The sequence below is a fragment of the Afipia sp. GAS231 genome, assembly GCF_900103365.1.
GTDB lineage: Bacteria > Pseudomonadota > Alphaproteobacteria > Rhizobiales > Xanthobacteraceae > Bradyrhizobium.
In genome coordinates, this window is sequence record NZ_LT629703.1 from 516,208 (window position 1) to 530,657 (window position 14,450).

Genomic DNA, 14,450 nt, shown 5'->3' on the forward strand with positions numbered 1-14,450 from the left:
GGGGCGGGTTTGCGCGTAGCGCGGGACTCCCGGCCTGGGCCTGTCGGTGGCCCCGGCCAGACTAGGGGATGGCAACCTTGCCGGTGGGTACGACCGAGTCTTCTGTGGATGGCTCCCGCGTTGCAAGAGATAAATTGACGCAGTGGCATTGGTCGGGTGCAGTCTTCTGTCCGGCCTGTTGATGCAGTCGATTAGACTGCTGGCCCTGATGGAGTCCGCGAACAAGGTCCCATTCTGCTTATCAGGCTATAACGCCTTAGACTCAACTTAGGTTGTCCCTGTTCCCGGTCTGACCGGTTTGCCATCACATCGCATCGCGCTCGCAACCTCGTGTAGCTGATCTCCTCTTCAGCTAAACCGTATAACGTTGTTTATGCGGCCAATGCCGGCCGGTGGTCGGCATGATACGTCTCGCCGCGTGCCATGATCGCCCAGATGACCCGCGCGGTCTTGTTCGCCATCGCGACGGTGGCGACCCTTGTGGGTTTTCGCGCCAGCAGATCCGCCAAGCGTGGATCGATCTTACCGGGATTGTATTTTGCACGACGCACAAGCGCCGTCATGCCGACAACGAGCAGCTTGCGCAGATATTTGTCGCCCATTTTAGTGATACGACCGAGCCGCTCTTTGCCGCCGCTCGACTTCTGAAGTGGCGTCAGTCCCAACCAGGCGGCGAACTGCCGCCCGGAACGGAACTGATGAGGATCGGTAACCGATGCCGCAAGAGCCGTTGCGCCGACCGGCCCGATGCCGGGGATGGTCATGAGGCGCCGTGCGACATCGTTGCCACGTAGCCAGACGGCCAGATCGCGATCGATCTCGCGGAGCCGAATGTGGGTGTCGATCGCCTGCTGTGACAGTGTAGTGACGATCCTGGCAGCGTCAATCGGCACCTCAGGCACTTTGCCATCGATGATCTGCCGCGCCCGTTCCAGCCCCTTGGGAATGTCGACGCCAAATTCGGCCAGTAGACCGCGGATCATGTTGATCAGCTGCGTGCGTTGCTTGACCAGCAGATCGCGTGTCCGGTGCATCGACAGCGCCGCCTGTTGCTCGGGCGACTTGACCGGAACGAACCGCATCGTAGGCCGTGTTACCGCCTCGCAAACCGCTTCCGCATCGGCAGCATCGGTCTTCCCGCGCTTCACATACGGCTTGACGTAGGCCGGTGGCATCAGCCGTACGTCATGGCCGAGCTTGATCAGCTCGCGCGCCCAATGATGCGACGTGCCGCAAGCCTCCATGCCGACCAGGCAAGAGGGCAGCTTGGCGAAAAATGGCAGCATCTGCGACCGCCGAAGCGACTTACGAACCACAACCTGGCCGGTCGCATCAATGCCGTGGACCTGAAAAGCGCTCTTGGCCAAATCGAGGCCGATCGTGGTAATCTGCATGGCGGATGGCTCCCATTTTGCTCGTGAACGCCCTGATGGCCTTCACACTTTGGCACCCAGATGCCGTGAGCGGGAGCCATCCACCTCATCTGCTTAGGGTCTGACCTCTCGCCCCAAGTCGCGACTTCCGGTCTTCGCCCGAAAGCAGACATCGCGGCTTTGGCACTATCAACCGATACCCTTGTTGATGTTGATTACCTCGCTCCAGTCCAGCCCGGCGTCCACGTAGCCCACCGTGCCGCACCTTGGTACACCTGAGGTGCGCGGAGACATCGTACCGTCCCACTCCGGCAACTCCTCCAACCGCAGGCGTCCCCTGTGGTGACAGCAGGCCTGAGTGGTCCTCGGGTTCGCAGGCCCCACGCAGTAGACCAGCACAGTGATGAACTTGTCTGCCCGTGCGCGAAGGTGTCGCGGCGGTCCCGTGACGTATCCAGTGGACTGGCTTCGATTGCCACAGCATGCCCCAGTGAAGGGCTGCTGAGCCATCACGGGTCCTATGAGTTCTACTGGAGCCTATTTTGAGTTCATCCCGCCAACCGCTTCAAGGTTTGGGAGCTAAAGCCGCCGCCGCTGCCAAGCCGGCGATTGCACTGTGAGAACCTTGGGGAGCGCGAGTACCCGCGCGGGTCCGATCGGTTCGCGTTTTACTTAGCCCGAAAGCCTATCTTCGAACCTTATTCAATGAATTCAATAGTCTATTCGATTAGTGGGCGCACTACCACAAGAGGCACTGATCTTGCTCGCATTTTCGCAGCGATAATCGCACATCTTAGGTTGATTGCATTCATCTTCAATCACTTAGCGCCAAATTGGGCGCACTACCACACAAGAGGCCTTGCGCTGCTCGTGTTCACAGAAACTCCCTAGCCTCGTCGCTTTGGCAGCATGAAATACACCCACGCTCCAAAAAGAACTAAAATCAGCAAAGCCCAGATCAACCGCACCGTAACCTCTCCGAACTAAAGCCGCTCCGAAAAAGAAAACCCCCGGCAGTTTCCTGCCGAGGGCGTAGCTAAGCGGGTATCAAATCGAGATCAGAAGTTACGCTGAGCGCGAATGTTGAGGGACACGGTGCTCTGGTCCTTGAACTCGTAGAAGGCCGTCGGCTTCGGAGCAGTCGGGGTCAACGTAGCAGCACCCGTGAACTTCTGGTCCAAGAAGACGCCGAGGACTTCAGCCGAGAACGTCAGGTTCTTGACGGGAGTCCAGCGGGTAACCAGGCCGATCTGCGCGACGTTGAAGTCCGGATTACAGGTGAAATCCGCGGTCACAACCTTACCAGCGGTATAGGCTGCGCAGGTGAACAGCTTGGCAGTGTCATCATAACGAACCATCGAGTAGCTGCCGAACAGGCTGGTCGACCAGTACGGATCCCAGTTGTGGTTGAACGCGCCACGGACACCGTAAGCGGTGGTCAGATGCAGCGATCCGTCACCACCGGCGAACGCCGGAAGAAATACGGCATCGGTCACCGCACCAAAACCAACGCTCTGGTAGGCACCGGCACGGCCGGTCCCACTGAACATAGCGAACGGATTCGGCGAAGCGTTGCTGGAGGAGATCACGTTCTTCGTGTCACCCTTGGCGTAGCTCGCGTCGATCTTGAAATCGTCGCCCGCTCCGGTCGGGATGTTCTTGATCTGCAACGCAGCCATCACCGAACCGCCCCACTTCGCGTCGGGGTGACCGTTGATTTCCGACAGGCCGGTAGCAGCGCCGCCGGCAATACCCACCGCGCCGGCAGGAGCCGCAACGGCGTTCAGGACGTTGTAAGAACCGGAAACCTCATGCGCAGCGGCCGAAATCTGGAACAACCCCCAGGCCTGGTCGACGCGGATGTTGCCAACGACGTCGGGAGCACGCACGCCCGCGTAGGTGTTGGCGATTTGCCCGATCGCGGTAGGCGGCACTGTCAGGTTGGCGACGGTAGTACGGTTGAACACGGTCGGATCATCGAGGCCGATGGTGCCCGACACGCCGTTGCCGAACTGCGCGGTGTACTGGATGTTGTTCACGCCGGTGACGGTGTCATGACCGCCGAGCAGGAACGACGTGTTGTTGCCTGGATAACCATGCCAGGGCGTCGCATAGGCCGAAGCCGACTTACCGAAGGTGAAACCAGCGAACTGAATGAACACCATTTCAACCGCTACGTAGCCTTCGCCCGGACCATTGAACAGGCCGGTGCTGGTGCCAATGCTCGGCGAATTGGTGAAGTTCGTCGGATTAACCGTCGCGCTCGAAGCGCCTTGGGTCGAGAACTGGAAGTCGCCCTGACCGAAGGTACGGACAACGCCGTATTCCGTGGCGGTACGGGTATCAATCGTCAGCGCCATACGGGAACGGGCGGCAAAGTAATCGCGGTAGCGATTGCCCTGGCCGAGATCAGCAGCCCAAGCCGGACCGTCATAGATGTTGCCGTTGAACGTGGTGTCGACGCGCAGATAACCACCCAGCTTGATGCAGGTGTCAGTGCCGGGAATGTAGAAGAAACCAGCACCGTACAGGGAGCAGATCCTCACGTACTCGACCGCTTTGGCCTTGACGGGAAGATCGGCAGCCTGGGCTCCACTCATGGCGACGAGAGCCGCCGCTGAGCCGAGAATAAGGCTCTTAACCATCTTCATGTTAAACCTCCAAGTTGCTCTGTAGGGAAGGTTCCGGATCCGCCGGGTGTCAGACACCCTAAGGTTGGTTCCCTTAATCCCTGAAACCCGCTTAGTCGCTTCGCGCCTTCGGACACTCCCGCTTTGACGCGAGGGACTTAAGCGAACCACCTAACGGGACGACCTCGGGATGCCCCCCTCCGTCGCGTCATCACAATTACCGAGGACTTCTGCACACGCAACAAAGGAACCACTCGGAACACCCTGACTCGGCCCCTTTTCCAATGGGTGTTGCACAAATAACACGCAACCGTGATCGAACTTTCCTCGCAACATATTGTTATTAATCGTTATTTTTGAATAGTTCCATTTGGCGCGTGAATAGCTGCCGCGGACACCGGTCAGCCGGCTTTCCCCATCCGAGGGCCTCATTGGATCGAATCGAATGGACCAAAACCCCGAATCTCCGCCGGCAAATCGCCACACATTATAAGGGCCGCAATCGATGATGCCGGCGGACCGATCCGGCAGGCGCCCGATCCACTCCTCGGGAGACCGTATCAACGGCCGTCAGCCACCTGCCCGTTTCCGGGCAGCCATCGCGGCGGCCATCAGTGATCTGCTGAACCGCCGGTAAAGTTGCGAGACTGTCATTTTCTCGGGATCGAAATGTGTTTCGATGACGTGCAAGCCATCGCGCGAGATCGAATCGACGTCGCGATAGCCGAAACGGCCGCTCGCGCGAACGGCATCAAGGCCACGCCTGAATCGCCACGCACCCTATAAAAACAGGGGTTCGCGATGTTTCGACGTTTCAACGATGAAACTCGGCGGAGACGCGCTGTCGCTTCGCTTCTGTCATCAAGATGCATTGTGACGGAACCGTATCCGGTCCGTCTTCCCGGCGTCGCGGCTGATCGCAGGAGACGCGCGGGCCACTTTTCGTAGGCGCGGGCATTCGCATGAAGCGATGCCTGGCTCGCCGCAACGCTTACATCCCAGAACGTCGTTGCTTGAAAGTGGCGACGCCGAAGGTCATCGGTCGACGCGATAGACCTCCCTGCGCTCCTGCGGAGCTTCGGGAGACACCCTTCGTCCATTGAGCAGGTGTGGCCTGCCACCCGAAGCCCGTCAGGGCGAAGGGTGGCGGAGAGGAAGGGATTCGAACCCTTGATACAACTTTCGCCGTATGGCGCTTTAGCAAAGCGCTGCCTTCAGCCACTCGGCCACCTCTCCGGTGCCGGTCTTATGACTCGAATCCACCGGAAGGGTCAAACCGGAAGGCATGCGCCAACTGATTTTGTTTACGAAATCGCCGGAACAGCCGCTAACAACGAACCTGTGGCCCGAAGACCTGGCCGTCTGGGCAATCCTGCGCGTGAGCGGCTTTCTGCCAACGGTCGGACGGCAGAATCGGCCGAACCGACGCAAACTTGCTAGTGCGTGGTCATCCAGGCCCGCGCTTCGCGCTGAGCGGCGGCGATCTCGGCATCCGACATCATCTCGGCGACCTCGCGGCGCATGGAGATCGCGTCAGAGCGACCTTTCAGGGCTGCGAGATTGAACCATTTGTGGGCCGCCACCAGGTTGACGACGCCGGAACGGCCGCTCGCCCAGTAAAGGCCGCGCTCGAACAGCACGTCCGGAATTGCGGTGGCTTCCACCGGCGTTGCGCTATCCAGATCAAAGTGCCCCTGAAACATCCCCGTCTCCCGTTTTTGTTGTTGGCCGCCCTCTCCCGAGCGCGGCCCCTGCCCACTATCTGACGTCCCGTTATTCCCGCGCACGATCTTGTCGTGCGCCAGCCGTTTCCCGGTCTGTTGTTGGGATCATCATGACCGCTAAAATTTGAAGGGCAGTTTAAGGTTCGCGATGAACGGGATGTAAACGCGCACACTGCACGTTCGATTAAGGAATCGCAGAAGTGCCTGTGCTGCAGCGACAAGTCAGCGATCGTGAAGTTCGGTTTACCCTGCCGCTTGGGACAACGATAACCATTGCGCCAACGTGATGCGGTTATCTCTACCGATACCGGCCGGCGATGCGCGTTACGCGCGGCGGTGATTCCAAACGCTCGTTGAAGGGCACCACGATCGGGCTGTGACGGCACGCGGCCATCGAGACCCAACGGTCGGCACCGTTGCGAACGATCGAAGATGATTCTGGAAAGGATGAAGCCAGGCGCAGCGAGCGCGGGCTTGAAGACATTCCGGGAAGCAAGCGTTCCGGGAAACGGGGACGTTCCTGGGAACGGCGCGTTCCCGGGAACGGGGCGTTCCGGGGAACGAGGGCGTCGGCGAACACGTCAGGACCAGATTTCAGTCCGGGCTTTGGCCCGGTGAAATTGCGGACCGGAAGATCCGCACCGAACGAAGAAAACCTGTTTCTTCTGCCGGATCGTTTTTGAGAGAGCGAACTCTTTCGAAATACGATCCAGCCGTTTGACCTGATGTCTCGCCGACACCCTCTTTCGTCGACCAGAGCCTTTGGACTTCAATCTTGCGATTTCGTCCCGGGGCTCGTGTGACGTGCCGGCATCAAGCCGCCGGCAATTTTGTCAGAAGCGAAGTTACTTCTTCTTGGAGACCTTCTTGGTCTTCTTCGCAGTCTTCTTCACTGCGCTCTTCGCCTTCTTCGCCTTCTTTGCCTTCTTAGCTTTCTTGGCCATGTTGCCCTCCTGATGTTAGTGAGATGGCTTAATCGCTGCGTGCACTCGGGAATCGAAATGCACTACATCCCGAATACACCAACGCATTCAAAAAAACAGCGTCTCGCTTAAGGAAGTGTTGACGCAGCGATCCGGGAGCGTGCGAGGCGCTTCTCTCGGCAGCACCAAGGTCTCCGCGCTCGTCGATGCAAAAATCGGCTCAGCCGCCGACATTTCCATTTGTCAATGTTGCAGCAAACACTATTACTGCAGATGTTTCCTGTATTCTCGCTCGCAACTGCCGATGCGCGATCGATGTCATCGCGACTCACTGTTGACGCAAAAAAGCCGCCGGCACGGACTCTGAGTCGCAATTTTTGGCAATAAAAAAATTTTCGTGGCCACAGCGTTGGCGTCTCATCGGTGCTCGCCAAAACCGAATTTCTGGGCGAATCGCGGCGACCGATTCGCAAGAGGCACTTCCGGTCGCGACGACGGATTTTGGATCGTGACCGACGATCGACGCCCGCTCACGCGCATCGATCGCGACATTCGGCGACGACAAAGTTCTTCCGGGTGACGACACGGTCGCACCGAAGTCGCGACGAAGTCGTCCCGTTACGGGACGCTCAGATGCCGAGCTTCGCTTTCAGGAGATCGTTCACGGCCTGCGGGTTGGCCTTGCCGCCGGACGACTTCATTACCTGGCCGACGAACCAGCCGGCGAGCTGCGGCCTGGCTTTCGCCTGAGCAACCTTGTCGGGATTAGCCGCGATGATGTCGTCGACCACCTTCTCGATCGCGCCCAGGTCCGTGACCTGCTTCATGCCGCGCGTCTCGACCAGCTCGCGCGGGTCGCCGCCTTCCTGCCAGACGATCTCGAACAGATCCTTTGCGATCTTTCCGGAGATCGTGCCTTCGCCGATCAGGCCGACGATGGCGCCGAGTTGCTCCGCGGAAACCGGCGAGCCCGTAATATCCCGGCCTTCCTTGTTGAGACGCCCGAACAGTTCGTTGATCACCCAGTTGGCGGCGAGCTTGCCGTCGCGGGCCTTGTCGGCAAGTGCGGCCAGCACGGTTTCATAGAAGTCGGCGCTCTCGCGCTCGGCCACCAGCACACTCGCGTCATAGGGCGACAGTCCGAAGGCGTCGATGAAGCGGGCCTTCTTCTGGTCCGGCAGTTCCGGCAGACCCGCCTTGAGTTCGTCGACATAGGCCTGGCTGAATTCGAGCGGCAGCAGGTCGGGATCGGGGAAATAGCGGTAGTCGTGCGCCTCTTCCTTGGAGCGCAACGACCGCGTCTCGCCCTTGTCGGGATCGTACAGCCGGGTTTCCTGGTCGATGGTGCCGCCATCCTCGATGATTTCGATCTGGCGCCGCGCTTCATACTCGATCGCCTGACCCATGAAGGTGATCGAGTTCATGTTCTTGATCTCGCAGCGGGTGCCGAGCGGCCCGCCCGGCTTGCGCACGGAGACGTTGACGTCGGCGCGCAAGCTACCCTTCTCCATGTCGCCGTCGCAGGTGCCGAGATAGCGCAGGATCGAGCGCAGTTTGGTCACATAGGCCTTGGCCTGCTCGGCGTCGCGGATATCAGGCTTGGAGACGATCTCCATCAGCGCCACGCCGCACCGGTTGAGGTCGACATAGGACATGGTCGGCGACTGGTCGTGCAGTAACTTGCCGGCATCCTGCTCCAGATGCAGCCGCTCGATGCCGATGGTGGCGGTCTTGCCGCCGTCGAGCTCGACCTCGACCACGCCCTCGCCGACGACCGGCGACTTGTACTGGCTGATCTGATAGCCCTGCGGCGAATCCGCATAGAAGTAGTTCTTGCGGTCGAACACCGAGCGCAGGTTGATCTGCGCGTTCAGGCCGAGCCCGGTCCGGACAGCCTGCCTGACGCATTCCTCGTTGATGACAGGCAGCATGCCCGGCATCGCCGCATCGACCAGCGAGACATGGGTGTTCGGCTCGCCGCCGAATTCGGTCGAGGCGCCGGAGAACAGTTTTGAATTGGAAGTGACCTGGGCATGGACTTCCAGCCCGATTACCATTTCCCAATCGCCCGTGGCGCCCTTGATCAGCTTTGTCGGTTTGACCGATACGTTCATGCTTTTCCACTCCCGAGCAGCGCGGACACGATCCGCTCCCATTCGGCTTCCAGAGAATCCTTGGCCACCGGCTGGCCGGCCTGGCGGTACCAGTAACCGGCATTGCCGAGATCGCCCTCGACCCGATGCAGATAGGCATGGACCCAGGCTGCGTCAGCGCCGGCTTCGTCCTGCACAATCTTGTGCGCCTGGTCCCACTGGCCCTTGGCAGCCCACCACAAACCCGCGAGCGGCGGTTCCAGGCCCGGTGCCGGTGCGGTGTCCGACAAACTGGCGCGGAAATCCGTCATCGCTACCACCAGCGCTCCGGCGTGAACCGGCCGGCTTCCTTTTCGATCACCTCGCCGAGCGAGAACAGCGTCTCCTCGTCGAAGGGACGGCCAATCAGTTGCAGTCCGAGCGGCAGGCCCTGAGCGTCCTTGCCGGCGGGCACCGCGATGCCCGGCAGGCCCGCCATGTTCACGGTCACCGTAAAAATGTCGTTGAGATACATCTCGACCGGATCGGCGCCGCCCTTTTCGCCGATGCCGAAGGCCGCCGAGGGAGTAGCCGGCGTCAGGATCGCGTTGACGCCCTTGGCGAAGCAATCCTCAAAGTCCTTCTTGATCAGCGTGCGGACTTTTTGCGCGCGCAGGTAATAGGCGTCGTAGTAGCCTGCCGAGAGCACATAGGTGCCGATCATGACGCGGCGGCGCACTTCGGCGCCAAAACCTTCGGCGCGGGTGTTCTCGTACATTTCGCCGATCGAGCGGCCGGGCACGCGAAGCCCGTATCGCACGCCGTCGTAGCGCGCGAGATTCGACGAGGCTTCCGCCGGCGCCACGATGTAATAGGCCGGCAGCGCGTATTTGGTGTGCGGCAGCGACACCTCGACCAGTTCGGCGCCAGCCGCCTTCAGCCAGTTGGCACCCTCGCTCCAGAGCTTTTCGATTTCCGCCGGCATGCCGTCGAGGCGGTATTCCTTGGGAATGCCGATCTTCATGCCCTTCACGGATTTGCCGATCGCGGCCTCATAGTCCGGCACCGCGCGATCGACCGAGGTGGTGTCCTTGGGATCGTGGCCCGCCATCGAGCGCATCAGGATCGCGGCATCGCGCGTGGTGCGCGCGATCGGACCGGCCTGGTCGAGCGAGGACGCGAATGCGACGATGCCCCAGCGCGAGCAGCGGCCATAGGTCGGCTTGACGCCGACGGTTGCGGTAAACGCCGCCGGCTGGCGGATCGAGCCGCCGGTGTCGGTCGCGGTCGCACCCATGCACAGCAGTGCGGCTACCGCAGACGCCGATCCGCCGGAAGAGCCGCCCGGCACCAGCGTGGTGTTGGAGCCCTCACGCCGCCACGGATTGGTAACCGGGCCGAAGCACGAGGTCTCGTTCGACGAGCCCATGGCGAATTCGTCGTTGTTGAGCTTGCCGAGCATCACGGCGCCATCGCGCCAGAGCTGTGAGGTCACCGTCGACTCGTAGGGCGGCACGAAATTGCTGAGGATTTTCGAGCACGCGGTGGTGCGCACGTCCTTGGTCGCGAACAGATCCTTGATACCGAGCGGAATACCGGCCAGCGGTCCACCCTCGCCCTTGGCGATTTTGGCGTCGACCGCCCGCGCCATGTCGCGGGCTTGATCCGGCGTCTCCAGGATGTAAGCATTGAGCACACGCGCCGCCTCGATCGCGGAAAGATGCGCGTCGGTCAGTTCAAGCGAGGTGAAAGCCTTGCTCGCGAGGCCAGCTCGAGCCTCGGCGATCGTCATCGAAGTTAAATCGGTCATTTATTGATCGGGCTGCAGAAGAACGGGGAAAGCGTCTTGTCGTTGGCGGGGTCGTTAGCGCGGGCCTTGTCGGCGGCTTCGAGCTGATCGAGCACGGCGTCCATCGCCTTGTCGGGATCGGCGACCTTGCCCTGCCGCTCCATCGCGTCGACATAATTCATGTAGGCTTGATAGGCCTTTTCATCGTCGCAGAGCATGCACATCGGATTTCCGATCTCAGACCTAAGAAAAAAAGTTACTCAACGACCTTCGGCACCAGGAAGAAGTGGTTCACGGTATCGGGCGCATTCCCCACCACGGCGTCGGCGATCTCGCCGTCATTGACCACGTCGGGGCGCTTTTTCATCTCCATCGGGGTCACCGAGGTCATCGGTTCGACGCCGTCGACATTCACCTCGGAAAGCTGCTCCACGAAGGCGAGCATGGCGTTCAGCTCGCCCTGCAGATGGGGAACCTCGGCCTCGGTGACCGCAATCCGCGCCAGATGCGCGATGCGGCGTACGGTGGCGGCATCTACGGACATGAATATAGGCCTCAAACGGGGAAATCGCACCCGCCGTATAGCAGACGCCGCTTTTGCGCCGCAACAGCCTGGAAATGCCGTCCAAGGCCTTTTCCGGACAAGGTTTTTTGCAAACGGGGCATTTCGGACCTGCGGCCGTTCCGCCTTGGGTAAGCAAACGGCCGTTCAAGGCCGATCACAAGATCGCGTGCGGACAGCCGGCCGACGAAACCATTTCGGTCGCCCGGCGTAGTCCTCCCGAAACAAACGGGGACTGTACTCGCGGCCAACCCAATTGGAGGCCATGTCATGTCGACCCTCGAAAACGACAACGCCCATTCAGAAGGCTGGGACCCCGCTCTCTGGACCATCGGCACCGTGATCGGCGCCGCCATCCTCTACGTCGCCTGCCTGGCCTGACCGGAGAACACTGTGACGCAAGCCAAATTGCTGCAGGAAAAGGCCGAGATGTTCGAGCGCCGCGCCGAAACCGCGGCCGATCCGATCTCGAAGCATCATTACAAGGAAATGGCCGCGCATTACCGCTCGCTCGCCGTCGAACATCTCGACGTCAAGCGCGACGAACCGGCGCATTAATCGCTGATCAAAACCGCTTTGACAGCGGGCGGCCGTCACCGCCTGCTGGCTTGCCATGCTCGATCGCCACTTTGCAGCCCTTTCCCCATCCGCCATAACGTCTCTCCACCAAGACCAAGAAACCGGGGAGCGCAGGGATGGATTTCATTGAGGCCAATGGCGTTGGGCTGCGCTGCGAGCTGACGGGCGTGGGCGAGCGGACGCTGGTGCTGGTGCACGAAATGGGCGGCTCGCTCGAAAGCTGGGATGACATAGCGCCCCGGTTTGCCGCTTCCCGCCGCGTGCTGCGCTATGACACCCGCGGCGCCGGACTGTCGCAGAAGGTACGCGGCGAACTCACGCTCGATACCATGGCCGACGATATCGCCGCACTTCTGGACACCTACGGTATCGCCGGCAGGGTGGCGCTGGCGGGTGTCGCCGTCGGCGGCGCGATCGCGCTGCATTTTGCCGCCCGGCACCCCACACGCACCAGCGCCGTCGTGGTCGGCAGCCCCGCCACCGGGATCGCGGCGGAGCGCCGCGTCCCTGCCCTCGAACGTCTGGCGAAAATCGAGGCCGCAGGCATGGCCTTTGCGGTCGAGGACTCCATGAACAACGGCTACGCCCCGGAGTTGCGCGGCGACCTCAAGCGTTTCGAGCGCTTCCGCAACCGCTGGCTCGGCAACGATCCCTCGAGCTACGCCACGATCTGGCGGATGCTGGCGAATGCCGACATGGAGAGCGAACTGGCCGCCCTGAGCGCGCCGGTGCTGGTGATCGGCGGCAGTCTCGATCGTGTGCGCCCGGCGGCGATGGCGGAAGGCACCGCCAAGACCATTCCCGGCGCGCGCTACGTCGAACTCCGCACCGGGCATTACATGTCGGTGCAGACGCCGGACCTGATCTTCGAGGCCATCGACGACTTCCTGCGATCGGTCTCGGCCTGATCCCAACTAAAATATCGAAAACAACCCCATGCACAGTAGCCGGCGGTCGCCGACATGGCGCACGGGAAGCTAAAGACACATCGTCGAACTACTGTTCCGGCAACCCGGCCTCGATCAGCGCCTGTTCGATCCGGCCGCGCGCTTCCATATATGCGGCGCTGACATTCTTGGTCGGGATCCCGACGTTGCTCACTGTCGAACCGGGCCGCAGTTTCAAGCCTTGCGTCAAGGCCGCATGTGCTTCGTCCGTGCGGCCCAATCTCTGATAGGCCGCGGCCAGCAGGATAAGCGAACGACCGGAGGCCGGCGTGATGGCAATGGACCGTTCCAGCCAGGGCAATGCTTCTTCGTCGCGGCCCATCATCAGGTAGCTCACTCCCGCGCCAAGCAGCCAGGTCCAACGCGACACCGGCGGCGTATCAAACCGGTCGGCCTGCTTGAATGTCGTCAGCGCGTCCTCGAACCGGCCCAGTGGAAGTTGCGAGAGGCCCATGTGGTACAACGCCATTCCGTCCCAGGGGTCGAACGCCAATGTCCTGGCGCAAGCCACCAGGCTTTCGACAAATTCATTGGTGGCGTTGAGGAAGCGGCAATAGGCCTGGAGCACCGGAATAGAGTTGGGCCTGGTTCGCAAGGCGCGCTCCAGCATCGCCTTGGCATTCTTCTCCACCGCCGCGGCGTCGGCCGGGCTGTACCAGACCATCTGGATGCCGCGCAGTTGCTGCGCGGCGAGCGCGACCTGGATGTCCGCATTGTCGGGATAATCGCCGAGCGCTTTTTCCAGCATGGTCAGCGCCGCCGCGAAACGCTCCTTGCTGGTCTGGTTGATCTGCGCCGTCGCCTGCTCGACCACGCCCTTTGCCGCGCCGTCGGCGGACGCCGGCGGGCGCGCCTGCACCAGCTCATTGAGGCGCCGCGCGAGCAGATCGCCGAGGCCTGCCGCGAGCCGCGATTCCTGCAGGCCGGAGTCCGCCTCGCCGATCTCGACCGAAACCGGCGTCGACCAGACCACTTCCTGGGTCGCGGTGCGGGTCAGGCGGGCGCGCAGTTCCCATGTCGGGCCGGCCTTCCGCAATTCGCCGCTCACGGTGAAGTCCGCCTGCGCCGGGCGCGTCGAGGCCGCCTGTAGCGAATCGCTGCCCGCTTCCGGCCTCACGACGCGGATATTCTCGATCTTCGCCAGCCCGTCAGCGAGGCGGATCGTAACAGCGGCCGCCGTCGGGACGGTGTCAGCCTCGGCGCCGGTGATCGGCATGACCGCGATGGCCGGCGGTCTCGATGTGAACAGGCCCGGGCCGAACATCGGCGCCGCGATGGCCAGGCCGAACGCGGCGCCGAGCACCGCGACGGCGGCGAACGCCGCCGGGCCGCTCAGGCCAAACGGCCGCCGGCTTGTTGCCGGCACGGCGGCCGGTGCGATCACCACATCGGCGGGCGGAACCGGCTGTGGCGTGCCCAACGCCTCCGTCGACACCTCGGTATCAAACAGATAGCCGCGGCCGGACACCAGCTTGACGATGGCGCGGTCGCCGTCGTCCAGCGCGGCGCGAATCTCGCGAATGCATTGGAACAGGCTGTCATCGCCGACATGGACGTTGGGCCACACCGCCCCCATCAGTTCCTGCTTGCTCAGGACGCGTCCCGGACTGGCGGCAAACAGCGCAAGTATGGCGAAAGTCTTCGGCCGAAGCTTGATGGCTTCGCCGCCGGGCCTGCGCAACTCGGAACGGCCCGGATCGAGTTCAAAACCGGCAAAACGAAAGAGCATGAGATTCCAGGAACCACCAAGGGGGCCCAATAGCAGACATTTTCGCGCAAACCCCGATGAAATTCAAATTTCAGAAAAATTTCAGGCCGCCATCGGGACAGGCACGATGATTCCGTTTCAAT

The 14,450-nt window shown here is 61.6% G+C and carries 11 protein-coding genes and 1 tRNA gene; 2 read left to right on the plus strand and 10 right to left on the minus strand.

Annotation, left to right across the window (positions count from 1 at the left end; genetic code table 11):
• Positions 1 to 371: 371 nt before the first annotated feature.
• The 9 genes from BLS26_RS02480 to gatC all read right to left on the minus strand — a co-directional run bounded on the left by BLS26_RS02480 (position 372) and on the right by gatC (position 11,055).
• Complete coding sequence (locus BLS26_RS02480) at positions 372 to 1,394, minus strand: IS110 family transposase (protein ID WP_092508119.1); 1,023 nt, start codon at positions 1,392 to 1,394, stop codon at positions 372 to 374.
• Positions 1,395 to 2,431: 1,037 nt separating this feature from the next.
• Positions 2,432 to 4,024, minus strand: a complete 1,593-nt coding sequence (locus BLS26_RS02485; protein ID WP_092508121.1) for a porin — start codon at positions 4,022 to 4,024, stop codon at positions 2,432 to 2,434.
• A 1,123-nt stretch (positions 4,025 to 5,147) separates the two neighbouring features.
• Positions 5,148 to 5,239 (minus strand) — tRNA-Ser (locus BLS26_RS02495).
• 200 nt (positions 5,240 to 5,439) lie between these two features.
• Positions 5,440 to 5,706, minus strand: coding sequence for a hypothetical protein (locus BLS26_RS02500; protein WP_092508125.1), 267 nt, complete (start codon positions 5,704 to 5,706; stop codon positions 5,440 to 5,442).
• Positions 5,707 to 7,279: 1,573 nt separating this feature from the next.
• Positions 7,280 to 8,764 carry an Asp-tRNA(Asn)/Glu-tRNA(Gln) amidotransferase subunit GatB gene (gene gatB, locus BLS26_RS02505; RefSeq protein ID WP_092508127.1) on the minus strand — a complete coding sequence of 495 codons (1,485 nt, stop codon included), beginning with the start codon at positions 8,762 to 8,764 and terminating at the stop codon, positions 7,280 to 7,282.
• Positions 8,761 to 9,054, minus strand: coding sequence for a hypothetical protein (locus tag BLS26_RS02510; protein ID WP_244541821.1), 294 nt, complete (start codon positions 9,052 to 9,054; stop codon positions 8,761 to 8,763). The genes gatB and BLS26_RS02510 overlap by 4 nt, the downstream gene beginning before the upstream one ends.
• 2 nt (positions 9,055 to 9,056) lie before the next feature.
• Positions 9,057 to 10,532 (minus strand): Asp-tRNA(Asn)/Glu-tRNA(Gln) amidotransferase subunit GatA, encoded by a 1,476-nt coding sequence (gene gatA, locus BLS26_RS02515; protein ID WP_092508129.1) that lies wholly within the window; start codon positions 10,530 to 10,532, stop codon positions 9,057 to 9,059.
• Complete coding sequence (locus tag BLS26_RS02520; RefSeq protein WP_092508131.1) at positions 10,529 to 10,735, minus strand: hypothetical protein; 207 nt, start codon at positions 10,733 to 10,735, stop codon at positions 10,529 to 10,531. Before BLS26_RS02520 ends, gatA begins: the two co-directional genes overlap by 4 nt.
• A gap of 32 nt (positions 10,736 to 10,767) precedes the next feature.
• Complete coding sequence (gatC, locus tag BLS26_RS02525) at positions 10,768 to 11,055, minus strand: Asp-tRNA(Asn)/Glu-tRNA(Gln) amidotransferase subunit GatC (RefSeq protein ID WP_092508133.1); 288 nt, start codon at positions 11,053 to 11,055, stop codon at positions 10,768 to 10,770.
• A gap of 411 nt (positions 11,056 to 11,466) precedes the next feature.
• Here gatC and BLS26_RS35460 point away from each other — a divergent pair, with 411 nt between their 5' ends.
• The gene (locus BLS26_RS35460; RefSeq protein ID WP_157676259.1) at positions 11,467 to 11,631 is read left to right on the plus strand and encodes a hypothetical protein; all 165 of its coding nucleotides are present in this window, start codon (positions 11,467 to 11,469) and stop codon (positions 11,629 to 11,631) included.
• Positions 11,632 to 11,768: 137 nt separating this feature from the next.
• Positions 11,769 to 12,560, plus strand: a complete 792-nt coding sequence (locus BLS26_RS02530) for an alpha/beta fold hydrolase (RefSeq protein WP_092508135.1) — start codon at positions 11,769 to 11,771, stop codon at positions 12,558 to 12,560.
• 88 nt (positions 12,561 to 12,648) lie between these two features.
• Here BLS26_RS02530 and BLS26_RS02535 read toward each other — a convergent pair whose 3' ends face one another.
• Positions 12,649 to 14,328, minus strand: a complete 1,680-nt coding sequence (locus tag BLS26_RS02535; RefSeq protein ID WP_092508137.1) for a winged helix-turn-helix domain-containing protein — start codon at positions 14,326 to 14,328, stop codon at positions 12,649 to 12,651.
• Positions 14,329 to 14,450: the final 122 nt, after the last annotated feature.

Excerpts from the sequence above, each read along its gene's own strand:
- gatA (WP_092508129.1), bottom strand. The coding sequence starts at position 10,532 with ATGACCGATTTAACTTCGATGACGATCGCCGAGGCTCGAGCTGGCCTC.
- gatB (WP_092508127.1), bottom strand. The coding sequence starts at position 8,764 with ATGAACGTATCGGTCAAACCGACAAAGCTGATCAAGGGCGCCACGGGC.
- gatC (WP_092508133.1), bottom strand. The coding sequence starts at position 11,055 with ATGTCCGTAGATGCCGCCACCGTACGCCGCATCGCGCATCTGGCGCGG.
- BLS26_RS02480 (WP_092508119.1), bottom strand. The coding sequence starts at position 1,394 with ATGCAGATTACCACGATCGGCCTCGATTTGGCCAAGAGCGCTTTTCAG.
- BLS26_RS02520 (WP_092508131.1), bottom strand. The coding sequence starts at position 10,735 with ATGTGCATGCTCTGCGACGATGAAAAGGCCTATCAAGCCTACATGAAT.
- BLS26_RS02530 (WP_092508135.1), top strand. The coding sequence starts at position 11,769 with ATGGATTTCATTGAGGCCAATGGCGTTGGGCTGCGCTGCGAGCTGACG.
- BLS26_RS02485 (WP_092508121.1), bottom strand. The coding sequence starts at position 4,024 with ATGAAGATGGTTAAGAGCCTTATTCTCGGCTCAGCGGCGGCTCTCGTC.
- BLS26_RS02535 (WP_092508137.1), bottom strand. The coding sequence starts at position 14,328 with ATGCTCTTTCGTTTTGCCGGTTTTGAACTCGATCCGGGCCGTTCCGAG.
- BLS26_RS02500 (WP_092508125.1), bottom strand. The coding sequence starts at position 5,706 with ATGTTTCAGGGGCACTTTGATCTGGATAGCGCAACGCCGGTGGAAGCC.
- BLS26_RS02510 (WP_244541821.1), bottom strand. The coding sequence starts at position 9,054 with ATGACGGATTTCCGCGCCAGTTTGTCGGACACCGCACCGGCACCGGGC.